The organism is Segatella sp. (assembly GCF_977051555.1).
Map to the genome: position 1 here is coordinate 16,072 of NZ_CDRSSE010000009.1, position 26,442 is coordinate 42,513.

General features: G+C 44.5%; 17 protein-coding genes. 9 read left to right on the plus strand and 8 right to left on the minus strand.

From position 1 onward, the window contains the following. Positions 1-10 precede the first annotated feature (10 nt). The 3 genes from ACWJAO_RS03650 to ACWJAO_RS03660 all read left to right on the plus strand — a co-directional run bounded on the left by ACWJAO_RS03650 (position 11) and on the right by ACWJAO_RS03660 (position 8,009). The gene (locus ACWJAO_RS03650) at positions 11-3,274 is read left to right on the plus strand and encodes a TonB-dependent receptor (RefSeq protein WP_449139294.1); all 3,264 of its coding nucleotides are present in this window, start codon (positions 11-13) and stop codon (positions 3,272-3,274) included. Between the two features lie 89 nt (positions 3,275-3,363). Continuing rightward, positions 3,364-4,554, plus strand: a complete 1,191-nt coding sequence (locus ACWJAO_RS03655) for an alkaline phosphatase family protein (protein ID WP_287819020.1) — start codon at positions 3,364-3,366, stop codon at positions 4,552-4,554. A 248-nt stretch (positions 4,555-4,802) separates the two neighbouring features. Beyond that, positions 4,803-8,009 carry a TonB-dependent receptor gene (locus tag ACWJAO_RS03660; protein ID WP_287796988.1) on the plus strand — a complete coding sequence of 1,069 codons (3,207 nt, stop codon included), beginning with the start codon at positions 4,803-4,805 and terminating at the stop codon, positions 8,007-8,009. Positions 8,010-8,092: 83 nt separating this feature from the next. Here ACWJAO_RS03660 and ACWJAO_RS03665 read toward each other — a convergent pair whose 3' ends face one another. Continuing rightward, the gene (locus ACWJAO_RS03665) at positions 8,093-9,406 is read right to left on the minus strand and encodes a serine hydrolase domain-containing protein (RefSeq protein ID WP_264910027.1); all 1,314 of its coding nucleotides are present in this window, start codon (positions 9,404-9,406) and stop codon (positions 8,093-8,095) included. Between the two features lie 129 nt (positions 9,407-9,535). Here ACWJAO_RS03665 and ACWJAO_RS03670 point away from each other — a divergent pair, with 129 nt between their 5' ends. Both ACWJAO_RS03670 and ACWJAO_RS03675 read left to right on the plus strand, forming a co-directional pair. Continuing rightward, positions 9,536-10,669 (plus strand): metallophosphoesterase, encoded by a 1,134-nt coding sequence (locus tag ACWJAO_RS03670; protein ID WP_287819016.1) that lies wholly within the window; start codon positions 9,536-9,538, stop codon positions 10,667-10,669. A 261-nt stretch (positions 10,670-10,930) separates the two neighbouring features. Beyond that, positions 10,931-11,536 carry an epoxyqueuosine reductase QueH gene (locus ACWJAO_RS03675; protein ID WP_449139295.1) on the plus strand — a complete coding sequence of 202 codons (606 nt, stop codon included), beginning with the start codon at positions 10,931-10,933 and terminating at the stop codon, positions 11,534-11,536. A gap of 64 nt (positions 11,537-11,600) precedes the next feature. Here the strand turns inward: ACWJAO_RS03675 and ACWJAO_RS03680 are convergent, their stop codons facing one another. Both ACWJAO_RS03680 and ACWJAO_RS03685 read right to left on the minus strand, forming a co-directional pair. Beyond that, positions 11,601-13,265, minus strand: coding sequence for a formate--tetrahydrofolate ligase (locus ACWJAO_RS03680; protein ID WP_449139296.1), 1,665 nt, complete (start codon positions 13,263-13,265; stop codon positions 11,601-11,603). Between the two features lie 115 nt (positions 13,266-13,380). After that, entirely contained in the window at positions 13,381-15,747 is a 2,367-nt protein-coding gene (locus ACWJAO_RS03685) for a beta-galactosidase (protein ID WP_449139297.1), read from the minus strand. A 235-nt stretch (positions 15,748-15,982) separates the two neighbouring features. On the opposite strand from ACWJAO_RS03685, the gene ACWJAO_RS03690 reads away from it, so the two are divergent. The 4 genes from ACWJAO_RS03690 (at position 15,983) to pflA (ending at position 20,509) form a co-directional block, all read left to right on the plus strand. Next, complete coding sequence (locus ACWJAO_RS03690; protein WP_449139298.1) at positions 15,983-16,672, plus strand: thiamine phosphate synthase; 690 nt, start codon at positions 15,983-15,985, stop codon at positions 16,670-16,672. 375 nt (positions 16,673-17,047) lie between these two features. Beyond that, on the plus strand, positions 17,048-19,294 hold the full coding sequence (pflB, locus tag ACWJAO_RS03695; protein WP_317585508.1) for a formate C-acetyltransferase: 2,247 nt from the start codon (positions 17,048-17,050) through the stop codon (positions 19,292-19,294). Between the two features lie 161 nt (positions 19,295-19,455). After that, the gene (locus ACWJAO_RS03700; protein ID WP_233401292.1) at positions 19,456-19,677 is read left to right on the plus strand and encodes a DUF6722 family protein; all 222 of its coding nucleotides are present in this window, start codon (positions 19,456-19,458) and stop codon (positions 19,675-19,677) included. A 103-nt stretch (positions 19,678-19,780) separates the two neighbouring features. Beyond that, positions 19,781-20,509: a pyruvate formate-lyase-activating protein gene (gene pflA / locus ACWJAO_RS03705; RefSeq protein WP_449139299.1), complete on the plus strand. Its 729-nt coding sequence runs from the start codon at positions 19,781-19,783 to the stop codon at positions 20,507-20,509. On the opposite strand, the gene ACWJAO_RS03710 is transcribed toward pflA, so the two are convergent. From ACWJAO_RS03710 to ACWJAO_RS03730, 5 genes are all read right to left on the minus strand, one after another. Further along, a complete protein-coding gene (locus ACWJAO_RS03710; RefSeq protein ID WP_264899142.1) occupies positions 20,506-20,889 on the minus strand; it encodes a response regulator in 384 nt (127 codons plus the stop codon). The two genes, pflA and ACWJAO_RS03710, sit on opposite strands and share 4 nt — an antisense overlap. Positions 20,890-20,932: 43 nt before the next feature. Beyond that, positions 20,933-22,189: a nucleotide sugar dehydrogenase gene (locus ACWJAO_RS03715; protein ID WP_449139300.1), complete on the minus strand. Its 1,257-nt coding sequence runs from the start codon at positions 22,187-22,189 to the stop codon at positions 20,933-20,935. Positions 22,190-22,280: 91 nt separating this feature from the next. Beyond that, positions 22,281-23,597 (minus strand): glycosyltransferase family 2 protein, encoded by a 1,317-nt coding sequence (locus tag ACWJAO_RS03720; protein ID WP_144150542.1) that lies wholly within the window; start codon positions 23,595-23,597, stop codon positions 22,281-22,283. A 26-nt stretch (positions 23,598-23,623) separates the two neighbouring features. Next, the gene (locus tag ACWJAO_RS03725) at positions 23,624-25,243 is read right to left on the minus strand and encodes a TackOD1 domain-containing metal-binding protein (protein ID WP_449139301.1); all 1,620 of its coding nucleotides are present in this window, start codon (positions 25,241-25,243) and stop codon (positions 23,624-23,626) included. Between the two features lie 3 nt (positions 25,244-25,246). Then, positions 25,247-26,428 carry a multidrug transporter gene (locus tag ACWJAO_RS03730; RefSeq protein WP_449139302.1) on the minus strand — a complete coding sequence of 394 codons (1,182 nt, stop codon included), beginning with the start codon at positions 26,426-26,428 and terminating at the stop codon, positions 25,247-25,249. Positions 26,429-26,442 lie beyond the last annotated feature (14 nt).

Here is a 26,442-nt window from a genome sequence, read left to right on the forward strand (position 1 = left end):
ATTTTAAGGTATGCAGAAAAGATTTTTTTTATTTGTGGCTTTGTTGTCCTTTATGGTTTCCACAGCCATTGCGCAGATTACTACATCTGGCGTCAAAGGTTTGATTAAAGCTAATGGTGAAGATGTAATAGGTGCAACTGTTACAGTGACCCATGTGCCAACAGGTGCTGTTTATCGTTCTGTGACTAACAGCGTAGGCCGCTTTACTATTCAGGGTATGCGCGCTGGTGGTCCTTACACGGTAGAGATTTCCTACATTGGTTACAAAACCAAGGAAATCAAGAATGTAACACTCAAACTTGGTGAAATGTCAGACCTTTCAACTCAGTTGGAAGAGGATGCACATGCTTTAGGTGAAGTGGTTGTTAAGGGTAAGTTAGGCTTGGATGCCAGCAAGACTGGTGCTGCTGCCAGCTATAGTGCCAAGGATATAGCCAATATGCCTTCTATCAGTCATAGTATCGGTGATATCACCCGCATGAATCCTATGGTAAGTGTCTCTCAGTCTGGAGCAATGTCTTTTGCTGGTGTTAATAACCGTTATAACAGCTTCCAGGTTGATGGTGCCGTAAACAACGATGTTTTCGGTCTTACATCTAATGGTCAGAATGGTGGTCAGGCTGGTACTCAGCCTATTTCTACAGAGACTATTGATCAGGTACAGGTGAGCGTGGCTCCTTTTGATGTCCGTCAGTCTGGTTTTACTGGTGGTGCCATCAATGCCATCACTAAGTCGGGTACCAATACCTTCCATGGATCTGTTTATGGCAACTGGTTGAACAAAGACCTGATAGGTTCTAAGTATACTTTGATGAATGGCAAGGATAGCCAGAAATATGATGATGAAACAGACTATCGTTATGGTGTAACTCTTGGTGGTCCTATCATCAAGAACAAGTTGTTCTTCTTTGCAAACTACGAGAAGTCAAACAAGGAATATCCAAATAACTATGGTTATGGTTCTGAGGCTTCAAAGTTAGGAACAGAAGGCTTTAATATTGCAGATGAAGTGCTTTCTATCCTGAAGGAAAAGGGTTACAATGCTTCATATAATAACCCTAAGAATTATACTAAGAGCGACAAGGCTGGTATCAAACTCGACTGGAATATAAACGACAAGCACAAGGCTACCTTCGGATGGCGTATGGTTAATGCTAAGCAGTTGAATAGCAACAGTACAGCCGGCTATCTGAATGCTTCTGATTATCAGTTTGATTTCATCTCAAAGACTAATACTTTTACTGCAGAATTGAACAGCTCTTTCAGCGACAAGATAAATAATCAGTTCCAGGCTTCTTATGTATCTGTAAGAGATCATCGTGATCCAAAGGGTATTGCACCAATGATTCAGATTAAGAATGTGGGTGGTGGTACTCTCTGTCTCGGTACAGAGCGTTCTTCTACAGCAAACTCTCTGAATCAGGACATCATCACCTTTACAGATAATCTGAACTGGTATGTGAACAATCATACTCTGACTTTTGGTACTCATGGAGAGTACTACAAGTTTAAGAACCTCTTTATCCAGGATAATTATGGTACTTACTATTTCAACAATTTTGATGATTTCAAAATGTTTGCTAATGGACAGACAGTTGCTCAGTCTGTTAATTCAAAAACAGGTGAAATTACATATTACAACACATTGAACCAGTATCGTTTCGGTTCTGCCAATGTAGCAGTAACCGGTGATCCTCGCTGGGCTCCAGAGTTTGCTGCTGGTCAGATTGGTTTCTATGCACAGGATAAGTTTAATGTTACTCCTAATTTTGAGTTGACTTATGGCTTGCGTATGGATATCCCATTGTTCTTTGATACTCCTACTGAGAATGCTGAGTTTAATGCTTCTGCTGCCAAGCAGGGATGGAATGTTGTTACAAACCATAAGTTGAGCAGCACTCCGATGTGGTCTCCACGTGTAGGTTTCCGTTGGAATATCGAGAAGGAGCATAATATGATTCTCCGTGGTGGTGCTGGTATTTTTACCGGTCGTATCCCATTCGTATGGTTGAGCAACAACTTTACAAATACTGGTATCCAGACTTCTGTATATAATGTTTATGGTTCTACTGGTCTGACAGAGAATAAGAAGGGAACTGGCAAACTCAATGATGTAAGTCTTATTGTTGATCCTTACAAGCAGAGTGAGAATACTGCTAAGTTGGCTGCATCAGGTAACCAGACAGTAAATGTATTTGCTAAGGACTTCAAGTTTACTCAGAACTTGCGTCTTGACCTTGCTCTTGATTTTACATTAGCAGGTATTGACTTTACTTTGGAGGGTGTTCTCTCAAAGAATCTGAATGATATCTATTATAAGGATTTGACCCGCACTGAGGCTGGTAAGACATTGGGCGAGACTTATGAGTCTTTGGCTTTTGACAATCGTCCAATGTTCCAAAAGGTTACCAGCACAGAAGATGCTAACTTGAAGAAGTTTGCTAATGTATATATGTTGGATAACACCAGCAAGGGATACAGTTACAATCTGTCTTTGTCTGCTGTTAAGCACTTTGACTTCGGTTTGGATCTGGCTGCATCTTACAGCTATTCACGCTCAAAGTCTGTTAACTGCGGTACATCTTCAGTAGCTCAGTCAAACTATAACTACAATTATACATATCAGAATCCTAACTCACCTGAGCTCGGTTTCACTGCATTCAATGTGCCTCACCAGATCAAGGCTTCTGCCTTCTATCATAAGGATTACGCCGAGCACTGGAATACTACAGTAGGTCTTATCTATACAGGTACTTCTGGTTCACCTTATAGTTTGTACTATAATGGTGATTTGAACCAGGATGGTTCTAATGGTAACGATTTGATGTTTATCCCAACAGATGAGCAGATTGATAAGATGCAGTTTAAGGCTAACAAGAACTATACTGCTGAAGAGCAGAAGGAAAACTTCAGAGAGTGGATTGCCAATGATGGCTATATGAGCAAGCATCGTGGTGAATACTTCAAGCGTTATGCTGATAACTTGCCATTCGAGAGTCACTTCGACTTCCATCTTGCTCAGACCTATAAGTTCAAGGTTGGTGCTCAGGTTCATTCTGTAGAATTGTCATTTGATGTATTGAATGTGGGTAACATGTTCAATAAGAAGTGGGGACGCTATACATCAACAGGTGCAGCTAAATACTATTCTCCTGTTACCTACAGTGGTAACGGACAGTTCCAGTTCCTGCACCCAGGTAATTACGAAATGCGTTCTTATGACGACTATTATAGCCGCTGGCGCGGTCAGCTTGGTTTGAAGTATACATTCTAAGTATTAGTCCATAAGTACAGTTATATTTGGGGGATGTTCTTCTGTTTGGCAGTACATCCCCTTTTTGATTTCAAATAAAATAGATCATAATGAAAAAAATATTATTATTATTGATTTCTTTCCTGGCTCCCTTTTCTGTAAGCCTGGCACAGGAACATCGAACCGTGATAATTTCCTTAGACGGATGCCGTTGGGATTATCCCGAGATGTATGATACGCCTTTTCTTGACAATTTGGCACAGGATGGAGTAAAAGCTATTATGCAGCCTTCGTTTCCATCTGTTACGTTCCCTAACCATTATACTCTGGCAACGGGCTTGGTTCCTGATCATCATGGAATTATAGCCAATAAATTTCTTGATAAAAAGAGTGGACTGGTGTTTAGTTTAGGTGATAAAACAACAAAAATGGATCCCCGCTTCTGGGGAGGTGAACCTGTTTGGATTACCGCCAAACGACAGGGAAAGCGGGTAGGCGTGGTTTATTGGCCTGGCTCAGATGTTGCCATACAGGGCACTTATCCTGATATCTATTATAATTATGAGCAGAAACCGTTGCTGACTTATGTTGAGCGAATAGCAGAAATAGAGCGGATGCTCAAAATGCCGGAAGATAAACGCCCACAGCTTATCATGGCTTATTTTGATGAGCCTGACCATTCAGGTCATACTTATGGTCCTGAGAGTAGGCAAACCCGTATGCAAGTAGAGACCTTAGATTGCCTTCTCGGACAGTTATGGAAAGATATCCAGAAGATGCCCGATGGTAAAAATGTGAACCTGATTGTGACAGCAGACCATGGTATGGACCGTAACTCGAATGAACGTATCATTAATCTGACCCATTATTTGGATAAGTCATGGTACAAAAACATAGCAATGGGATTCCCTACGATGATATATACCAATAAGGGATGTGAAAATAAAATACTGAAAGCTCTTTCTAAGGTACCTCATATTAGAGCATGGCGTAAATCAGAAATGCCTGCCTATTTAAATTATGGTACAAATGAGAACATTGCCGACATTGTTGTTACTACAGACATAGGTTGGGTACCCAGTGATAAGAATGAGGTCTTAGCCGGAAATCATGGCTTTGATCCAACTTATAGCGATATGCATGTCCTATTCCGTGCAGCTGGCCCTGATTTTAAAAAAGGATATGTTAAGGATAAAGTCTTTAAAAACGTAGATGTTTATCCTTTGCTTAATTATCTCCTTTCAATCAAACCTGCTGCCAATGATGGTAATTTGTCAGAGGTCAAAGATTTGTTGAAATAAGTTTGATGCATGGGAAGAGTTCCCATTAGAATAATTCTATCGCGATGCACTTCTCTTTTTCGAGGGAAGTGCATTTTTTTTCGTTTATTTGCATATTTTTTGGTGTATTCTATCATTTTTCTCTGTTTTTTGCTTGTTGTCTCAAAAAAAATGTTTATATTTGCAACATATTTGTTTATAAGAGTGAATGCACACGGTACGAGGTGCGCGGTTCTCTCTTTATTTATTCACAAAAGAATCAAAACAACATGCAGAAAAGATTGCAACTACTTCTGGCTTTGCTCGCCTTCATGGTGACTTCGGCAATGGCTCAGATTACCACTTCAGGCATTAGTGGTAAAATTTCTTCCAATGGCGAAACCGTTATTGGGGCTACTGTTACTGCTACACACCAGCCATCTGGTACTGTGTATCGTGCTGTAACAAATGTAGATGGTCGCTATACTATTCAGGGTATGCGTCCAGGTGGTCCTTACAAGGTAAGTATCTCTTATATCGGATATAAGGACAAGGTTTTCAACAATGTCAGTCTGAACTTGGGTGAAAGCCAAAATCTCTCTTGCTCTCTTCAGGAAGATGCCAAGCAGCTTCAGGAGGTTGTTGTTTCGGGTAAGGCTGGTCTGAATGGTACGAAGACCGGTGCGGCCATGAGTATCAATGCTCAGCAGATAGCTGATATGCCTTCTATCTCGCACAGTATTGCGGATGTGGCTCGCCTGAATCCACAGCTTACTACGAACGGACAGTCTGGTTCTATGTCATTTGCCGGTATGAACAACCGTTATAATTCATTCCAGATTGATGGTGTGATGAATAACGACGTGTTCGGTCTTACTGCTAATGGCAGTAATGGTGGTCAGGCAGGATCTCAGCCTGTTTCTATGGAGACTATTGACCAGATTCAGGTAAATATCGCTCCATTCGATGTTCGTCAGGGTGGTTTTACCGGTGGTGCCATCAACGCGGTAACCAAGAGCGGTACCAATGACTTCCATGGAAGTGGCTATTTCTATGGGAACAACCAGGATTTGGTAGGTCGTCATTATAAGAATATGGATGGTACCTATGCTCAGCCTTATGATGATGAGAAGGAAACTTTGTTCGGATTTACGCTCGGTGGTCCAATCATCAAGAACAAACTCTTCTTCTTCGCAAACTATGAGAATTCAGAAAAGTCGTACCCAACTCAGTATACCATCGATTCTCCAGATGTTAAGTTTAATCCGGATTTGGCTAAGGACTTGATGTCTAAGATTTATGACTTGGCTAACCGTCAGGGTTATGATTATGCAACTTCATGGGCAGATAAAGATAAGAACGTGAAGAGCCAGAAAGCTGGTTTGAAGTTGGATTGGAATATCAACGAGTTCAACAAGTTCTCTGTACGTTGGAGTTATGTTGATGCTAAGCAGACGCTTGGTCTGGGTGGTATTGCTACATTGAATACTACCGATCACTTGTATGATTTCAAATCTAAAACTCATTCTTTCGCCGCAGAGTTGCAGAGCCGCATCTCTCCAAACCTGAGCAATGAGGCACGTGTATCTTACGTTCGTGTTCGTGATGAGCGTACTTCTGGTAAGCCAGCGCCATCTATCACTATCTATAAGGTAGGAAATGGTACCATGAATATCGGTAATGAATATTCCTCAATGGCTAATGGATTGAATCAGGACATTTATACCCTCGAAGATAACTTTACATGGTTCAAGGGGAATCATACACTGACATTCGGTACACATAATGAGCTTTACAAGTTCTCTAACCTCTTCCTTCAGAATCTCTATGGATGCTATTATTTTGATACTCCAGACGACTTCCTAAATTATTATAAGGGTTGTGGAGCTGATGGTTTTGGAGGTGATGGTAAGTATATCAAGAACTTCTACTTCACACAGGCTAATGTTGAGGTGACTGGTAATCCTCGTTGGGCACCAGAGTTTAGCGCAGCTCAGCTGGGCTTTTATGTACAGGACAAGTGGGATGTGACAGACAGCTTCCAGCTCACCTATGGTCTCCGTATGGATATGCCTCTGTTCTTTGATACGCCTACCGAGAATGCTAAATTCAATGAGTGGGCAGCAGGTAAGGGATATGGTTTCAAAACCAATCAGAAACTTGCCAGTACACCAATGTGGAGCCCTCGTGTAGGTTTCCGTTGGGATATTGAGAAGAACCGCAAATATATCCTTCGTGGAGGTATCGGTGTATTCACTGGTCGTATTCCTTTCGTCTGGTTGAGCAACAACTTTACGAATACTGGTGTGCAGACATCTTCTTACTCTGCAAAAAATAATTCTGATGTGCAGCTCATCATGGATCCTAACAAGCAGACTCAGAATGCAGATAAACTGAAGGCTCTCGGTAGCCAGCTGATCAATGTGTTTGACAAGGATTTCAAGTTCACTCAGTCTATGCGTGTTAATCTTGGTTTCGATTTCAATCTCCTGGGTATCGACTGGACTGCTGAGGGTATCTTCAGCAAGAGTCTGAATGATGTTTATTACAAGAACTTGGCTTATGAGGAGACTGGTAAGACCTTGTCTCAGACCTCTTACATGAACTGGGATAACCGTCCTCTTTATACAAAGGTGGCAGATGCTAAGTCGTTTAACAACATCTATGCAATGTATAATACCAGCAAGGGCTACAGCTACAGCCTGTCTTTGTCTGCAGCTAAGCACTTTGCGTTCGGTCTTGATCTGAATGCATCTTATACATTCACTCACTCAGAGTCTGTAAGCAGTATGACCTCATCCGTTGCTCAGAGCAACTGGCGTAATACTCATACTTATCGCTTCTCAAACAACCCAGAGTTGGCTAATAGTGCTTATAATGTGCCTCATACAGTGAAGGCTTCTGCTTTCTATCACTTCAACTGGGGAACCAACAAGTTGTTTACCACTACAGTAGGTCTTATCTATCAGGGTCAGAGCGGTTCTCCTTACTCTCTCGTTTATAGTGGAGATATTAACGGAGATAATGGTACAAGTAATGACTTGATTTTCATCCCTACAGATGCGCAGGTAGACCAAATGAAGTTCTTGGGTACTGATGCTTATACTGCTGAGCAGCAGCGTGCTAATTTGAAGCAGTGGCTTGCTACTACAGACTATGTGAAGGATCATCGTGGTGAGTACTTCGAGCGTTATGGTGCTAACTTGCCGTTCGAAAGTCATTTCGATTTCCACTTCGGTCAGAAGTTTGGCATCCGTACAGGTAAGTATGTACATGCTTTGGAACTTACTTTGGATATCATGAACGTGGCTAACCTCCTGAACAAGGATTGGGGCCGTACCTTCAGTAGTGGTTATAACAGCGAGATTATTTCTCCTATCACGTACAAGGGTGATGGCGTGTTCCAGTTTGCTAACTCATCTGATATGCCTCTCAAGTATCCTAGCTCATACTACAGCCGCTGGCGTGGCCAGGTTGGTTTGAAGTATACATTCTAAGGTATAATTATCTTTTCAGACAACATATCATTAATATAAAAAGAGGGTGAATCATTTACTTATGATTCACCCTCTTTCTGGTTTTATAAGAACAAGTCTTTCTTTGGCATGTTTGTCATATATTTCTTTCTCAGTTTCTCGAAGAAAGCTATAGTATCGTTAGAGAAGCCGTGGCCTTTCCATGTAGATGTGTTCGTGATGAGAATCCAGCATTGGTTATCCGGATATTTCAGGACGATGGCTGATGTGCCTGCCAGCGAACCGGTACGAATCCATGGTTTGTCGCTCTTTGGTGTATAGTTCCAACCGATAGAGTATTGGTGGTCAGCCTGCTCGCACGTCATAAACTCGATACTCTTCTTGCTGAGGATATCCTTGACATGTGGCAAACCATCGATGCTGGCTATGAAACGGCTCAGCTCGGCTGCCGAACCACACCAGGCTCCTGCACCCGACAGGCGGGGAAGGTCGGTGTCACCATAGCATTTCTCCACCAGTCGTCCACTGTTGTTGTATTCATACACTGGGATGCTGCCCTGGTGCATGTAGTACTTCGTCTCGTTAGGTCGGCGGTCCTTTAAGTAAGTTCCTGCAATATGCATGTCGTAGCAGCCGGCAGGGTGGAGCACATACTTCTGAATGAAGTTTTCATATTTCATTCCGCTCTTCTTCTCTATGATCATGGAGAGAATCATGTAGCCCAGATTACTGTAGCATTTGCCTTCGCCAGGAGTATAACCCAAGTGGCGCTTCAAGAGAATCTTGAGCAGGGTAGGGTGATCAGGTGGCGTTTTGAGATGGTTCTGCATCATGATGTAGCGGGTGGAAGATACAGGATCACCGGCATAATTGTTGAAACCTGCCTGATGGCGCAGCAGTTGTTCTACGGTGATATCGTAATATCGCTTGTCCTTGATACTGTTGTTGTAAACGGTATCGCGCAGGATTCCCTTTTCGCCAAACACCTTCTCGTTCAGCTTGAGTTTCTTCATCTCCTGCAATTTCATGATACCTACTGCTGTAATCAGTTTCGATACGGAGGCGAAGCGCATCAGCATGTTAGGCTCCATTCTGATGCCTCGCTCCTTATCCGCCATTCCGAATCCGCGGGCATAGAGTAGCGAGTCGTTGCGGGTGATGACGAGTTGGGCTCCATTGATTTCCCATCTCTTGAGATACCTTTCTATTACCGAGTCCATCTCATGATATTCCTTCCCCTCTGTCAGGGCATTTGAGATGGAATCGTTGATGTGAACCCTAGGGAGCGAATCTGCCGCCTTGTTCTTATCTGATGCTGATGTACAGCGAGATACACAGCTGTGTGTAGTCCATCCTACGATTGCTGTAAAGGTAAGCAATATGATTGCTATGCGTTTTTTTCTTAGTCGTCGTGCCATTTTATTTAATTTTTCTTTTGCAAAGATAATGCAATCTTCTCAAATAACAAAACATTGAAAATATATTTAAATTTATTTTGTATTGTCTATGAATTATCGTACCTTTGTACCCAGTTATAAAGAAAAACAATGAAGAAGGTATTAAAAAAGATATTAAGATCCATATTCTATATAGTAGTCATGTCGGTTCTGGCATTCCTGCCCGACTTCTGGCTTTGGCACATCGGGGTGAGTGAGTGGCCTTTGCTGCTAGCCATCTTATGGTGGGTTCCCTCGTTGTTACTTGTTCTTGCCGAAGTGGGGTTGCAGATGGGGTTCTTCCATAAGTTGTCAGTCCGTGTACTCTTTACTACCATACTTTTCTCGGCATTCCCTAAGGTTGTCTTCATCCTGTTCGATGCATTTCTTCCTTGGTTTTTTGCTCTGATTCCTGCTTTGGGTGTAATGGGGTGGTTTGCCTTCGGCTTTATAGAGGGTTGGAAGCGGTTAGAACTGAAACATATTACCTTTACCTCGCCCGATTTGCCACCTTATTTTGATGGTTACCGTCTGGTACAGATTACCGACTTTCATCTCGGTTCGTTTCCTCCCGGCAATGATTTCGTGCAGAAGGTGGTGGATGCGACCAACAATGAAGAACCCGATATGATTCTCTTTACGGGCGATCTGGTCAATAACCAAGCCAGCGAAGTGGAGCCTTATCTGGATACGCTGGGGCAGCTTCATGCGCCAGATGGCATCTATTCTATCTGGGGAAATCATGATTATTGTGAATATGGCAACAATCATTCTATTGGCGCTTTGAAGAGAAACCGCCGTATGCTCTATGGTTATCAGGAAAGTCTGGGGTGGCATCAGCTGATGAACGAACATCATGTGGTGAGTCATGGTATGGCATCTATCGCTGTAATTGGCGTAGAGAATCCCGGTCAGCCTCCTTTCACCAATCGCAGTAATCTGAAGAAAGCGATGAAGGGGTTGAATCCAGATATGTTTAAAATCCTCTTGAGTCATGATCCTCACCATTGGCGCAGAGAAGTAGTTGGTAAGAAGATACAACTTACTCTGGCGGGACATACGCATGCCGGACAATTGAAAATAGGTAAATGGACGCCTGCCCGCATGGCTTTCAAAGAGTGGGGCGGAGCTTACCGGATTGGTGAGCAGATGCTCTATGTATCATCGGGTATTGGTGGTTCTTTCCCTTTCCGCCTAGGCGCATGGCCTGAACTGACAGTTATCACGCTGAAACGTGATTTATAGTTCTTAAAGATAACAAAACTGGTGTTTAAGTGTTAAAATACAGTTAAATGTTTGCCGCTTGAACCATTGTGATGAAAAAAACGCGTTAAAAATTTGGCGGTTCGAATAAATGTTGTACCTTTGCACTAGTTTTCGCATATATTTGGGCAAATGGGGGGTGTCGTGAGATTGTACTCCATTTGTTTTTTGAAGCAAAGCGAAAATACTTCGTAACAGAAGTAGCTGTTCACATTTTATATTTTATATTTAATATTGATAATAATGAAGATTCCTGTAGAAGAACAATATAAATACGTAAAACTTACTCTCCCGGATGGAAGCAAGGCTGAAGGTCAGGCTGTCTTGTTGCATGCCTGTTGTGCACCTTGTTCGGCGGCTATCGTAGAATGTATGCTTCGTAATGGTATGAAGCCTACAGTATATTTCAGTAACAGCAATATCTATCCTCAGCAGGAGTATGATGTACGCAAACATGAACTGAAACGATTTCTGGAAGCCCAGAATGTACCTTATGTAGAGGATGAGTATGATCATCAGGAGTGGCTTTCTGTTATTAAGGGTTTAGAGGATGAGCCCGAGCGTGGCGGCCGTTGTTTTGTCTGCTTTCAGTTCCGCCTCTCTCATGCAGCCAAGTATGCGCAGGAGCATGGATTTCATCTTCTTACTACCACGTTGGCATCTTCGCGCTGGAAGAATATCAGGCAGATAGATACTGCCGGTCATCTTGCCGTTGAGGCTTATCCTGATGTAGAATGGTGGGATATGAATTGGCGGAAGGGCGGTTTACAGAATCGCCGAGGTGAACTCTTGAGAATCAATGAATTCTATAATCAGTTATATTGTGGTTGCGAATTCAGTATGAGATAAATGAAAAAGCCCAAGACATCACGCCCTGGGCTTTTTTTATATGAATCTGTGAAATCTGTAGTGCTTAAGAAAGACCAATAATCTCACCGTTTACTACATCAATGCGCTCAGCCTGTGGACTCTTTGGTAAGCCCGGCATACGCATGATAGGACCAGCGATGACTACAATCATCTCGGCACCCATATTTACGGTGATGTCGCGAACGTGGAGTTCGAAACCTTCTGTAGGACCGTATGCCTTGGCATCGGTAGAGAAACTGTACTGAGTCTTGGCAATACAGATAGGGAACTTTTCAGCACCCAGCTTCTTGATCTCTTCAATCATCGCCTTGGCAGAATCGCTCAATGTCACGCTGCCTGCTCCGTAAAGATTGAATGCAACCTTTTCTATCTTCTCCTCAACGCTATCGTTATCATCGTAAGCAAAATAGAGAGGGGCTGATGGACGCTCATCAATGGTCTTCACTACGAGGTTGGCAAGTTCAATAGCTCCGTTTCCGCCTTCGGCAAAGGCGCTGTTTACGGCGAAACCGCAACCCATCTCCTCGCAATGCTTGCGCAATACTTCAATTTCTTCATCTGTATCGGTTGCAAACTTATTGAATGCAATCACTACAGTCTGACCAAAGCTCTGCAGGTTCTTTACGTGCTTGTCGAGGTTCCAATAACCGGCTTCCATACCTGAGATGTTTGGCTTCTTGATATCTTCCAGAGCTACACCACCATGCATCTTCAACGCCTGGAGGGTAACAACGAGAACGGTGAGGTCTGGTTGCAAACCTGTCTTGCGGCATTTGATGTCATAGAACTTCTCTGCACCGAGATCTGCACCGAATCCTGCCTCTGTAATGGCATAGTCGCCATACTCAAGAGCTGCAGCAGTAGCCATGACAGAATTACAGCCATGAGCAATGTTGGCAAAAGGACCGCAATGAACAAATGCCGGTGTTCCCTCTGTTGTCTGAACCAGATTTGGCTTCAAAGCATCGAGAAGGAGAGCAACGATACTGCCACCTACACCCATATCCTTTACGGTAAATGGTTTGTCATCCTCGGTGATGCCCAAGAGGATGTTATCTATACGGCGACGAAGATCATCGATGCTTGTTGCAAAACACATGATAGCCATGATTTCAGAAGCAGGAGTGATATCGAAACCAGTCTCTGTCTCGATGCCGTTCTTATCGCCGATACCGGTGATGATGCGGCGGAGACCACGGTCGTTTACGTCCATCACGCGACGCCAGAGAATCTTCTTCAACTTGAAACCCTCTGCCTCGTGCTGGAAACGGTAGTTATCCAGGAGGGCAGCAATCATGTTGTTGGCCTCTGTAATGGCATGGAAATCGCCAGTGAAATGGAGATTAATCTTATCCATAGGCAAAACCTGGGCGTAACCGCCACCTGCAGCACCACCCTTCATGCCGAAGCAAGGACCCAGAGATGGTTCGCGAAGAGCCACTACAGCCTTCTTGCCAATCTTCTGCATACCCAGGGCGAGACCTACGGATACGGTGGTCTTGCCATTACCAGCCTTGGTAGGACTGATAGCGGTAACGAGGATGAGATGATGGTTCTTAAACTTGTTTCTGTCAATTCTGTCCGTAGTAATCTTAGCGATGTAACGGCCGTAGTTTTCCACTTGGTCTTCGTGAATTCCAAGTTCTGCTGCCACTTCATTGATAGGGCGCAATTTTACTGATTTAGCTATTTCAATATCTGTTAACATAAAATAAATAGTTTTATGGTGCAAAGGTACAGAAAAGTATTCATATATTAAAATAAGAAAGTATAAAAAAACAAAATAAAAAAAAGAGGAAGACTTTCGGTCTCCCTCTTTTCATTTATTTCTTTACATAGAGCTTGAATGCCTTCACGCTGCCTGGAGCGCCCTGCTCGGCACATGGCAAGTACTCGAAGGCTGAGATGGTAACTTCCTTGCCCATATCCACGATGCCGAGATGTGGGAAGTTGGCTCCCTTCTCTGTCTGCCAGTAGGTGCTCTCCTGAAGGTCGAACATCTTGTCGAGGGTAGAGTTGCCCTTTTCGCTATCTGCGTAGAAAGCTACCCAGTTATTCCTGTCTATTCTGTTGCCCTGTGCGTCCTGAAGATGTACCTCAGCAAGGGCAATCTGACTGTCGCCGCTCTGGCTGCTTTCTGCCTGAATGGCGAAGTAGCGACCTGTTACAGGCTTGTCGAGCTTGATGGTCTGCCAGCCGTTGCCAGCCTTGAACTCACCCTTCAATACAGGGGTCTCAGAATTCAGATCCATGCGATGGCCCGGCTCGTTGTGCTTGTTGCTCTTTTCGAGATTCAGCTTGTCGAGTTCTGGATGATCCTGGCAGAAAGCGGTAGGAGCCACAGTAGAACCTGGCTTACCAGCCTCGCCCTTCGGACCAACTACATCGAGCACGATAACCTCGTTCTTTCCCTTCTTCAACCAGCAACCTGGGAGATACAGGGTCTGCTGAGGACCAATCTGCCAGAAGCGACCGAGGGCATGACCATTCACGTAAACCTGACCCTTGCCGAAAGCCTCCATATTAATAAAGGTATCGCCCACCTTCTTGATGTTGAAGTAGCCACGATAGTAGCCTGCTTTGGTCTGAAGACCGCGCATCTTGTTGGTTGGCATGGCGAGTGCCTTTACCGCTGTCTGATAATCATCAGTAATGGTACTGTTGTTCCATCGGGTAGGGGTGAGAGTCAACTCGCAATCCTCTTTCTGTGTAGTGATGGTTACGTTGCCGATGATACCCTTGTAATCCTTGATGGCACGACCGAAGTTGATTCTTCCCATACCTTCTACCACAATGGTGAGCTGGGCTCCCTGTGGCATCGCTGGCAATTCGAGTGATTTCTCGTTCTTTACACGGTCAATCTTGCCAACATATTTTCCGTTCACATATACCTGGGCAAAATCATGGAATTCACCAGTCAAAGTAGATATGTTTTCGATGGCAGGAACTGTGGTCTCGTAAACTAAGGTTCCCCATCCCATATCCATATCTTCGAAGCTCTGTGGAGCATTGCTTTCCTTTTCCTTTCCGATACCGTAGCTCAAAGGCTTGTATTCGGTAAACTTGAACTCCGGTACCTTGATGATAGACATTGGAGCCTTAGGCACGGCTGGCAACTTCTTGCCATCGTTGTATTTCGCCATCATCTTCTGGAGCTCATAGAATTTAGGTGTAGCCAATCCCCATTCGTTGATAGGGGCATCGTAATCGTATGAGGTTACGTCTGGCTGGAAACCTGGAGAGTTGGCTCCTGCCCAGTGACCGAAGCTAGTTCCGCCGTGGGTCATATATAGAGAGAAACTGATGCCTTTGCTCAGCATCTCGTCCATTCCTTCAACCATATCTTTGGCAGGACGGGTCTCGTGGCGGGCTCCCCACTTGTCGAACCAGCCGCTCCAGAACTCAGAACACATCTTTGGAGCGTTAGGACGAACCTCGCCGAGACGCTTAAACTGCTGGTCGATGTTGGCACCTGTACCGAAGTTCATGGTCCAGGTAAGGTCATCGAGACCATTGTTCAGGAAGTTGGATGACCAGTCGCACTGAAAGAGACTTACCTTGTCGAAGCCACTCTTGCGAACGATGTCACGGATAGCACTTACGTATGGTTTGTCCTTTCCGTAAGAACCATATTCATTCTCCACCTGAACCATGATGATAGGGCCACCATTCTGGATCGTGAGCGGAGCCAGCTGCTTGCCTACTTCCTTTTCGAATATTTCTACACGCTGCATGAAGTATGGATCTTGCTCACGCAGACGGATATCCTTTTTCTTCAAGAGCCACCAAGGCAGACCGCCCATTTCCCATTCTGCACAAACGTATGGACCCGGACGTACAATCACGTACATGCCGTTCTTCTGAGCCAGTCGGCAGAATGCAGCCACATCGTTATTACCCGTAAAATCGAACTTTCCTTCTTGCTGCTCATGGATGTTCCAGAAAACATAGAGGCAGATGGTATTCATGCCAAGCGCCTTGCACATCTTGATGCGATGCTCCCAATAAGCGCGAGGAATACGAGGGTAATGCAACTCGGCAGCCTTTACTACGAATGGTTTGCCATTAAGGAGGAATGTCTTGTCTCCAGTAGTGAAAGTACCGCCTTTCTGTGCTGCCATCATCTGCGATGGAGCCAACGCCAGGATAGAGGCAAAGGCGAGTGTCTTGATTGTAGTTGATAATGTCATATTATATATATTGTTTTTTGTTTCAACTAATAATTCGGCTGCAAAATTAATAAAAAATCTTCTTAATGATGTTTACAAATCGTTTAATAATGAGGATTTTTCGTTATTTTTGCAAATTTGTAGCCTATTTTGGATTATTTTTGCCGAAAATGACGAAGTTTAAAAAAGGTAAATTGTAGGATTTTGTCGGGTGAATGTAGTACCTTTGCAAGCGAATTGATATTTTATAGTACGTATGAACAAGTCTTTAGCATTAGCTCATTTTCAGACGAGCTTTCAGTTTATCACGCATCAGAACGAGCGCTTCTCTTATCTCGAAGGAGCCTATCTGGCACTTATCGGAGGATGTGATTGGGTTCAGCTTCGCATGAAAGGTGCTACCGATGAAGAGGTTGAGCCTATAGCCCGTAAGTTAAAGTTGGCTTGCGAGGGTGCCGGTGCAACTTTTATCCTCGACGACCGTGTAGAACTGGTGAAGAAGTTACAGATAGATGGTGTACATCTTGGAAAGAATGATATGCCGGTTGATGAGGCCCGTAAGTTCCTGGGTGATGAATTCATTATCGGAGGCACAGCCAATACATTTAATGATATTCGTCGTTTGCATGAACAGGGGGCTGACTATATCGGTTGTGGTCCGTTCCGCTATACTACTACCAAGGAGAAACTCTCTCCGGTGTTGGGTATAGAAGGTTATCGCCAGATTATTGAGAAGATGAGGGAGAATAAAATCTCTCTGCCTATGGTAGCCATCGGAGGTTTGACTCCAGACGATATAGATCCGCTTGCAGAATTGGGCATCGGTGTGGCAATGAGCGGTACCATTCTGAATGCGGAGAACCCTGTTACCATGACACGCCAGATTCATGACAAGTGTTTCGGATTATTCATGGAAAATCTCAATCATTTTTTTGAGAATCAGTAGAATGATACTCATAAATGATGATTTTTCATAGAAAAGAGAAGAATGTTTCGGTTTTCTTCTCTTTTCTCATTTTATTGTCGTAACTTTGCACCTGCATTGCAAAACTGTTGCAAGCCAATTACAAATAATGAATTTAAAAGACATGAAATTAAAAGTGGGAATTAACTTAGGATATGTAGGAAAAACAGATGCTGTCGGAAAGAACGATAACATCATGATTTACGCACCTTCAAATGAAGGTGCTTAAAAACCCGGGCACAAACGTGTTCGGGCTTTTTTATTTTACTATATATAATAGGTATAAAACCAACTCAAAATAGATAGTGTGTGCAAAATATATAATTATTAACTTTATAAAAAAAAGGTATCAAAATGATGAAAACAGAATGGAGAGGTTTCAAAGGAAACATGTGGCAGAGTGAAGTGAATCTTCGTGATTTCATTCAGAACAACTACACTTGTTATGACGGCGATGAGTCGTTCCTTGCAGAACCAACTCAGGCAACTAACACCCTTTGGGGTATGTTGAAGGAACTCCAGAAGGAGGAGCGCGCCAAGGGTGGTGTGCTTGATATGGAAACAGAAATCGTTTCAGGATTGACAGCTTATGGTGCTGCCTATATCGGTGAAGGTACCAAGGATTTGGAGAAAGTGGTAGGTCTTCAGACTGATAAGCCTCTGAAGCGTGCCTTCATGCCTTACGGTGGTATCAAGATGGCGGAGCAGGCTTGTACAACATATGGCTATCAGCCATCAGAGAAGCTCCACGAAATCTTCCACAAGTATTGCAAAACTCATAATGATGGCGTATTCGATGCTTATACTCCAGAGATGAAGCTCGTTCGCCATAACCACATTCTTACCGGTCTTCCTGATACATACGGTCGCGGCCGTATCGTAGGTGACTATCGTCGTGTAGCGCTCTATGGTATCGACTTCCTCATCGAGGAGAAGAAGAACGACCTCGCTAACATGGGCGACCGTGAGATGATTGACGAAGTAATCCGTCTTCGTGAAGAGGTTTCTATGCAGATTAAGGCGCTCAAGGGCTTGAAGGAGATGGCTCAGTTGTATGGTTACGACATCTCTCAGCCTGCTAAGAACGCTCGCGAGGCTGTTCAGTGGTTGTACTTTGGTTACCTCGGAGCTGTGAAGACTCAGAATGGTGCTGCGATGTCTGTAGGCCGTATCTCTACATTCCTCGACATCTATATCCAGCGCGATTTGAATGAGGGTACTCTTACTGAGGATGAGGCTCAGGAGCTTATCGACCACTTGGTTATGAAGTTCCGTATGGTTAAGTTCGCCCGTATCCCTTCTTATAACGAACTCTTCACCGGCGACCCAGTTTGGGCTACTCTCGAGGTTGGTGGTATGGGTCAGGATGGCCGCTCAATGGTTACCAAGAACGATTTCCGTTTCCTCCACACATTGGAGAACATGGGTCCTTCACCAGAGCCAAACTTGACAGTACTCTATAGCTCTCGCTTGCCAAAGGCATTCAAGCATTACGCTTCTTTGATTTCTGTAAAGACAAGTTCTATCCAGTATGAGAACGATGACGTAATGCGCCCGGTTTGGGGTGACGACTATAGCATCTGCTGCTGTGTATCTGCTACTCAGACAGGTAAGGAAATGCAGTTCTTCGGTGCACGTGCCAATTTGGCTAAGTGCTTGACCTACGCTGTATCTGGCGGTGTTGATTCAAAGACACGCGAGCAGTGCGGTCCTAAGTATCGCGCCGTTGAGGGTGATGTATTGACATACGAGGAGTTCATGCCACGTTTCATGGATATGATGGACTGGTTGGCTGGCGTTTATGTGAAGACATTGAACCTCATCCACTACATGCACGATAAGTACTTCTACGAGGCAGCAGAGTTGGCGCTCATCGATACTGATGTTCGTCGTACTTTCGCTACAGGTATCGCTGGTTTCAGCCACGTGGTTGACTCTATCTCAGCTATCAAGTATGCCAAGGTAAACATCGTCCGTGATGAGACTGGTTTCCCTCTCAGCTTCAAGACCGAGGGTGACTTCCCACGTTACGGTAATGATGATGAGCGTGCTGATGAGATTGCAGTATGGTTGCTCAAGACCTTCATGAACATGATCAAGAAGCATCATACATACCGCAATTCTGAGCCAACTACATCTATCTTGACTATCACATCAAATGTAGTATACGGTAAGTTCACCAGCAACATGCCTGATGGTCGTCCTGCCGGTGCTCCTTTGGCTCCAGGTGCTAACCCATCTTACGGTGCAGAGAAGAACGGTCTTTTGGCTTCATTGAACTCAGTAGCTAAGTTGCCATACGAGTATGCTCTCGATGGTATCTCTAATACTCAGACCATCAGTCCAGGTGCTCTCGGTCATAACGATGAGGAGCGTGCCCAGACATTGGTAGGTGTATTGGATGGTTACTTCAACCAGGGTTCTCACCACCTGAACGTGAATGTATTCGGTATCGACAAGCTCAAGGATGCGATGGAGCACCCAGAGAAGGAAGAGTACCAGAACTTCACTATCCGTGTAAGTGGTTACGCTGTTAAGTTCATCGACTTGACACGCGAGCAGCAGCTCGACGTAATCGCTCGTCAGGCTCACGAGAGACTCTAAGGAAGTGAAGAATGAAGAGGGAAGAGTGAAGAATTCTCTTGTCTCTTTGTAACATATAGATTGCCCGCTAGATTTTCTTTTCGAGGATATTTAGCGGGCAATTTTAGCTTATTTAACTGCAAAATGGAGCAAGATATTGATAAATTTACTATCTTTGCGGTATGAAACTCAATATAGAACAACAAAAAGCTCTTTTGGAAGAGGGCTATAAGTTCTGCTTTGATGTTGTCAAGCTAATTATTGGCGGTGTCATATTAGCAGGTATTATGCAGGAAAGCATAAATAAAGTACTCCTTTATGGGGCAGGTTTCTTTTTTATAGTACTTTTTCTTGTAATAGGAGTCTGGTTAATAATATTATTAAAAAGAAGGAGAAAGAAATAATGGGACTGATTTATTTTTTAGGTGCCGTAACTTTTTTGATTTGCGGAGCATGTTTAACTCTTGTTTATATAATCCACAAACAAGAAAAGACTGAAGTTGGCGCATGAAAGGATTTGTTCACAGCATAGAGAGCTTTGGTTCTGTAGATGGACCAGGCATCAGATTTTTGATCTTTCTGCAAGGTTGTCCCATGCGCTGCCAGTTCTGCCATAACCCGGATTCATGGAAGATGGGAGTGGGAGAGGAATGGAGTGCCGATGACCTGCTGGATAAGGCAGAGCGATTCAAGAGTTATTGGGGTGACAAGGGCGGTATTACTGTGAGTGGTGGAGAAGCCCTGATGCAGATAGACTTTCTCATCGAACTTTTCGAGAAAGCCCATCAGCGTGGCATCAATACCTGTCTTGATACATCAGCGCAACCATTTAGGAAAGAGGGTGCTTTCTTCGATAAATTCGAGCGTCTGATGGCCGTCACAGATACTGTTCTTCTTGATATCAAGCATATCAACGATGAAGAGCATCGTAAACTCACCCGCCATTCTAATGTAAACATACTGGATTGTGCACGATATTTAAGCGAGATCCACAAACCAGTATGGATTCGTCACGTCCTGATTCCAGGTATTACCGACAAGGATGAATACCTCTATCAGTTGCGCGATTTTCTTTCTACACTCTCTAATATTGAGCGTATAGATGTCTTACCCTATCATAAGATGGGTATCTACAAGTATGAGAAACTAGGTGTTGCCTACCCGCTGGAAGGCATAGATCCTCCTACTAGTGATCGCATAGCTCATGCAGAAGCAATCTTGCAAGAGGCACTTTAGCCTCTTGCAAGACTGCTTAGATGAGCGTCTAGCGAACTGGTGAGACGGGCTTTGATGATAGGCTTTGTGATGTAGTCGTTTACTCCAAGCTCGTAGCATTCATCCACATTATCCTTGTTGCTTAACAGGGAAACCACGATGATGACCATTTCACTTTTCGAGTATTTAGAGCGTACATGGTCTATTACATCCCACCCAGTTACATCTGGCATCATCAAGTCGAGCAGTATCACGTCCGGCTTGAATGAGTCAATCAGTTCAATGGCTTCTTTTCCGCCATTTGCAGTTTTCACGTCGATGTCAAAGTCCTTTATCATTTCAGAAATAGTTTCAATATTTTCTGAAATATCATCGACGATTAGCACTTTGTTCTTTTCCATTTTTCACTGGTTTATTATAAAGGTTCTATCTGGTCTTGAAGCTCTAGCTTCTTGGCTTGTGAATGCCATAAATGTCGCACATGAATCCTTTATCCGAGATAAGTTTGTTCATGTCAATACTGTCAAACACTTTGTGATGGGTACCGATTACCACAATCTGGTACTCCTTTTCCAGAACTTTAGGATCATCTGTCACCTTAATGTTATATTCTTTTTTTACTTCCTCTACATCTACCAATGGATCGTAGAGTGTGGTTTTGTAACCTGCTCCTACCAGGTTGATATAGAGATCGGCTACTTTTGTGTTTCTGATATCATCGCTGTCTGGCTTGAACGAGAAGCCGAGAATCAGCACGTTAGTCTCCGGAGCCTTGAACTTTCTGCTTTCAGATGCATTCTTTATCTTTCCTGCTATCCATACCGCCATCTGCTCGTTAACCTCGCGGGCTGTAGAGAGCAGCGATGGTACCACGTCAACCTCCTGTGCCTTGTTAATCAGGTAGTATGGGTCTACCGCGATGCAGTGGCCTCCAACGAGTCCTGGAGTAGCTGGCACGAAGTTCCATTTTGTGCTAGCTGCCGCCGTTACGTCTTCGATGTTGATGTTCATCTTGTCGAAAATCTTTTCCATCTCATTGAAGAAGGCTATCTGTATGTCTCTCTGGCAGTTCTCCATCAGTTTACATGCCTCTGCTATTCTGATACTCTTCGCCCTGTAGGTGCCATGGGTAAGTACTGAAGCATAGAGACTGTCGATGATAGCTGCTGCTTCGGGTGTAGAACCGCTGGTAACCTTCACGATGTTCTCGATGGTATGAACAGTATCGCCCGGGTTGATGCGCTCTGGCGAGAAGCCTACAAAGAAACTCTGGTTCAACTTCAATCCTGATGTAGATGCCAGTAATGGAGCGCAGACCTCTTCTGTCAGACCTGGGTAAACGGTACTCTCGTAGACTACGATATCACCTTCTTTCAGAATCCTGCCAACCTCAGCTGTAGCATTGCGCACGCAACTGATGTCTGGCTTGTTCGATTTGTTCACCGGTGTCGGTACAGCGATGATATACACATTACACTTCTTCAGGTCATCAATATTGCTGGTCAGTTTCAGTCCCTGTTCCAAAGCTTTGGATACAGGTCTGTTGTCTTCCATCGCGCTTTTGGCTAACTTGGCTACCTTCTCAGCTTTGATGTCATAACCCCATGTATCGTATTTCTTTGAGAATAAGCATGCCAGTGGAGTACCAACATATCCCAATCCTATTACTCCAATCTTAAACTCAAAAGACTTGTTTATCATATACTATATTCTGTTTATGTTTTATATAATGTTATTTCTTTTATTGGGAGCTCCCTGCTGTAAGTATGTTACAGCAAGTAGCTCAGGTCTTTTAGATTCCTTCAAGCTGAGCATAGCGCGAAGTCTTCTCCGGATTCCAGGCGTCCTTGTATGAACGGCGGAAGAAGATCTCTTGCAGATGAGCCGACAGACGGGCGATACGCAGGAAATAACCTGTATAAGGCGACATCAGTGGCAGATATCTGTAGAGGAACCACACATCTTTCTTTCTTTCTGAAACCATCAGCACCAGGATGAAGGCAAGCTGCGAGAAGCATACTCTGATGAAGTAGCCCAGTGCCAACACTTCAACGATGTGCGTGTTAAACGTGATGGCGAGCTTGATGATATACCACAACCACAGAAAATTGAGGAAGCAGTCGAAAACTACACTCTCCATATTAGATAACCAGTTAAGGATACTCCAGTTCTTTGTAGGCAACAGAATGTCGGCATGCTTGCGTAGTCGGAATCTCACGAGCGAGCGCGACCATCTGATGCGCTGATGATACAGCTTGTACCATTTGGTAGGCACATTGGTCATGCAGATGGCATCTTCGGCAAATTTCACTTTATATCCGGCTTTGCGGAGCTTCTGTGTCAGGTCACCGTCCAGTCCCGGTCCGATATCCCAGTAGCCTATTTCTTTCAGCGTCTTTCTTTCGAAGGCTCCGAATGCTCCCGAGATGATGTGGTAGATACCCAGTTCGCTGGTTACGATACGTCCCACCTGTATTCGCTTCAGGTATTCGAAAGCCTGCAGCGATGAGCAGATGGTTTCCTTGTAGTTGCGCACCTTCACGCATCCGCCTACGCCCTTTACCATTCCGTCGATGTAGAAGGGGAGTAGAATCTTCTCCAGTGCATCACGGTCGAGCGAAGAGTCAGCATCCAGACATACGATGTATTTGCCTCTTGCCATCTGGGCTCCATAGTTGCTGGCGGCAGCTTTACCGCCTCTTGTATCCAACCTCAGGTAGTGGGTAATATACCCAGCCCGGTAGAGGTCGTTGCAAATCAGTTTGGTGTCGTCGTCGCTACCATCGTCTACCACGATGATTTCGTAGTTGCGGTAGGTTTGCTCAGCCAGCGAGTTCACCATTTTGAATATATGTTTGCCTTCGTTCTTGCCCGGTACGAGGATGCTTACGAGTGGATTCTCGCGGTACAGGAAGAATTTGGCATATTCTTTCTCTTTATCTATCTGGTTTCTCTTCATCAGTCGGTTTCCGATTACGAGATATTCCAGGATATAATATCTTGGCATCTCGATGAAGAAGAGGAACCAGTAGGTTTTCACGATACTGCTAAACGATAGCGTGCTGATCCAGTCGAAGAAATCGTTCAGATGTTCTGCTATGCTAAACATACGCTTTTCCCTTTCTTCTTGATGGCTTATCTCAGCACGGTAAGTGCTAAGAGTACCATAAGTATGAGTATACCTGCGATGGTGACAAGGATGGCAACGAGTTTCTTGTAGAGCACGATGCGCTTCTGTATCTTGTCGTTTTCATCTTCCTTCGGCTCCGTGTCGAGCAACTCTTCCTGCGGCTGCACCTTTTTCTCTTCTTCCTTCATCAGAGGTTCCTCTGAGTAGCGGCAGTAGTCGTCTGGAGTCATATCCACATATTGCAGTTTGTTGAAGAACTCGTCATAGTTGTTGGCGATGGTCTTCGTCTTGGTTTCCAGCATGCTGCAGATAATCTCGTCCGGTTCTATCGAGTTGGCCAGCTTTCTGATGGCTACCGACATCTCCTTGCTCAATTTCTGCTGGGCCTCTTCCACCGTTTCTCCCTGCTCATAGAGGGTAGAGGATACGTAGAAGATATTGTTGTTGTAAGACACCTTGTGATTGGAGAAGATTCTACAGAGCTTGCCCAGTATGCTTTCCTTTATCTTTACGGTATCCTTGTTATCATCTATAATCCATATCTTGCCTACCATGACCGAGAGTTCATCCTTGCGGTAGGTTTCCATCAGCTGGCGTCGCAGTCGGTTTATCAGCAGGTAATATTCCATGAAGTTATCATAGATGTTCGCCATGTTGTTGAACATGATGTTGCCGTTGGTCAGTGTTCTGATTCCTTCTTCCGTTATCTCGTAGTCCACTACGTCTCGTGGCACCAGGGCATTTACCGGATAGGTGCTCTGGCAGTAGCAGCAGGTTGACTTGGTGATAGGCGCGGTAAACGAGTTCTCGCAGTCGTTGCAGGTATATACCACGGCTGGTCTGTCATAGTCAACACCGATGTGGCGCAGTTTCTTGTGACACTTCGGACAGATGAGCATACCGCCCACATTATAGCTGCTTTCCGGCGATACGTTGGCGCAGCTGAAGTGGTGGATGATGTTCTGAATCTTCAGGTTCGAACTTCCGCACTTCGGACAGCACTCTGTATAGAGCAGGTGAGAGTGGTTACACTTAGGGCATAGGTGCTCCTTGAGCAGGAAGCGGTGAATGCGCAGTGAACCGTACTCCACCATAGAGTCGATGAACATGAACATCTCGTTGAGATGGAAGAGACCCATACTGTGGTAGTGCTCGAAGATAGGGTTGATATATCCCAAAGACGATTTTTCCAGCAGTCGGTGTCCCATGATTCGCTGGTCTCTTGAGAGCAGGAATCTCAGAATATTGGCAAAGAGCTGGTTAGGCTGTGTAGGACGGCTTGTTTCGCTTTTTACACCAAACTTCTGTCTTGCCATCTTGATTCTGTCAATAATCTCGTATACCTTCTCATTGCTCATGTCGCTCACATAGGCATCGATGATATAGTCGATAATCTGTTCCTTTCCCGATACCGCCGTATTGACGAATATCGGTTTGTAGCTACATTTCCACGATAAGATTGGACTGGCTCCATACAGTATAGCATGGAACGCACGCTCACTCTTCGTATTGATGTAAACACAATCGAAGTAGTCGGACTGGATGTCCGGTGTCGAGTCGATATCTATATAGCTATCGATGGTGAGCACCATGTCTCCACGTTTGTTTCTTCTAAGTCCAATCATTCTTTATTCCGTTTTATCTTGATGATTATTGTTGCCGCTCGAAATCATGTTGCTTCGCTTCACGTTTTCGTTCTTGCCCACTGGGATGGTGTACATCGGTAGTGGCTTCGGATCGAGCATGGCATCAATCTTGTTCACTCTTACTCTTACCGGTAGTCTGTTGCTCATTACCCATGCCGGTACTCTCTGGTTCGGGTTCAGGGTGAAGACGGCAACCACTGCGTTGGCATCATGCGAGAAGTTACTCAGCAGATGCTTTGGTATTTCCTCTACTCTCAGACCTACCATCTGCAACTTAGCCTGCAGTTTCAGGTCTTTGTTGATGATGATGTCGGCATCGTCAGGGCTTTCCATATACTTCACCATGTCGTTGGGTACGTATGCGATTACGCCCAGATGACAGTCTGCATAGTCGGTGTGCTGGATAACCATCACCTCCTCGCTTTTGAACACCAGGGTTTTGTCGCTCACATTGATTTTTTTGATGTAAGCATCGGCTGGTGCACAGCAGTAGTGTATCAGACTTGGGTTGTAGATGCTAGTGTTGGAGTAAGGCATGGCAGCATTTGTGGTGCCGGCTCCTCTGTGGCTCATGAAGTTATAGGTGGTGTTCTTAGCCTGTGCGTAGATTTCCACCTTGTTAGCCTGCTTTCTCAATTCCTCTTCTACCTCGGCAATCTCGGCATCCAGTGCATTTCGCTTGGTGTTGTCGGTAAGACCGTAGTAGATGTCCGAACTTTCAGAGGCTTTCTGTTTTCTCAGTTCGGCAAGTCGGGTACGCAGCACCGGAATCTCCTGCTGTGCGAGTTTAGCCTGTACCTCCATGTCATGAGTCTCCTTTACGGCAGAAGGCAGGATGTTCGGGTCGTATTGGTTCACAATATTACCTAGCAGTACATAAGAGTAGAGCGTATCTCCCTTATGTACCACTTCACCCATTTCTTTGTTCACCTTAAGGATATAGATGTCGTCAACGGCACTGATACGGTTTTCATCGAGGGTTATATAACCGTCGAAGGTTGCCCATATCATACGAGTGACAATATAGTAGGCGGCAAGCACGATAACCAGCAGGAAGATCAGGGCAAAGACAATCTGCTGTCTGGCAAGGCGGTGACCCTGCGACTTCAGCAAGTCTGCCATCGCCTGTTCTTGTGGCGTGCCATTATATTGGAATTCATTCATATTCTAGTTTCCTT

Excerpts from the sequence above, each read along its gene's own strand:
- ACWJAO_RS03650 (WP_449139294.1), top strand. The coding sequence starts at position 11 with ATGCAGAAAAGATTTTTTTTATTTGTGGCTTTGTTGTCCTTTATGGTT.
- ACWJAO_RS03655 (WP_287819020.1), top strand. The coding sequence starts at position 3,364 with ATGAAAAAAATATTATTATTATTGATTTCTTTCCTGGCTCCCTTTTCT.
- ACWJAO_RS03660 (WP_287796988.1), top strand. The coding sequence starts at position 4,803 with ATGCAGAAAAGATTGCAACTACTTCTGGCTTTGCTCGCCTTCATGGTG.
- ACWJAO_RS03665 (WP_264910027.1), bottom strand. The coding sequence starts at position 9,406 with ATGGCACGACGACTAAGAAAAAAACGCATAGCAATCATATTGCTTACC.
- ACWJAO_RS03670 (WP_287819016.1), top strand. The coding sequence starts at position 9,536 with ATGAAGAAGGTATTAAAAAAGATATTAAGATCCATATTCTATATAGTA.
- ACWJAO_RS03675 (WP_449139295.1), top strand. The coding sequence starts at position 10,931 with ATGAAGATTCCTGTAGAAGAACAATATAAATACGTAAAACTTACTCTC.
- ACWJAO_RS03680 (WP_449139296.1), bottom strand. The coding sequence starts at position 13,265 with ATGTTAACAGATATTGAAATAGCTAAATCAGTAAAATTGCGCCCTATC.
- ACWJAO_RS03685 (WP_449139297.1), bottom strand. The coding sequence starts at position 15,747 with ATGACATTATCAACTACAATCAAGACACTCGCCTTTGCCTCTATCCTG.
- ACWJAO_RS03690 (WP_449139298.1), top strand. The coding sequence starts at position 15,983 with ATGAACAAGTCTTTAGCATTAGCTCATTTTCAGACGAGCTTTCAGTTT.
- pflB (WP_317585508.1), top strand. The coding sequence starts at position 17,048 with ATGAAAACAGAATGGAGAGGTTTCAAAGGAAACATGTGGCAGAGTGAA.
- ACWJAO_RS03700 (WP_233401292.1), top strand. The coding sequence starts at position 19,456 with ATGAAACTCAATATAGAACAACAAAAAGCTCTTTTGGAAGAGGGCTAT.
- pflA (WP_449139299.1), top strand. The coding sequence starts at position 19,781 with ATGAAAGGATTTGTTCACAGCATAGAGAGCTTTGGTTCTGTAGATGGA.
- ACWJAO_RS03710 (WP_264899142.1), bottom strand. The coding sequence starts at position 20,889 with ATGGAAAAGAACAAAGTGCTAATCGTCGATGATATTTCAGAAAATATT.
- ACWJAO_RS03715 (WP_449139300.1), bottom strand. The coding sequence starts at position 22,189 with ATGATAAACAAGTCTTTTGAGTTTAAGATTGGAGTAATAGGATTGGGA.
- ACWJAO_RS03720 (WP_144150542.1), bottom strand. The coding sequence starts at position 23,597 with ATGTTTAGCATAGCAGAACATCTGAACGATTTCTTCGACTGGATCAGC.
- ACWJAO_RS03725 (WP_449139301.1), bottom strand. The coding sequence starts at position 25,243 with ATGATTGGACTTAGAAGAAACAAACGTGGAGACATGGTGCTCACCATC.
- ACWJAO_RS03730 (WP_449139302.1), bottom strand. The coding sequence starts at position 26,428 with ATGAATGAATTCCAATATAATGGCACGCCACAAGAACAGGCGATGGCA.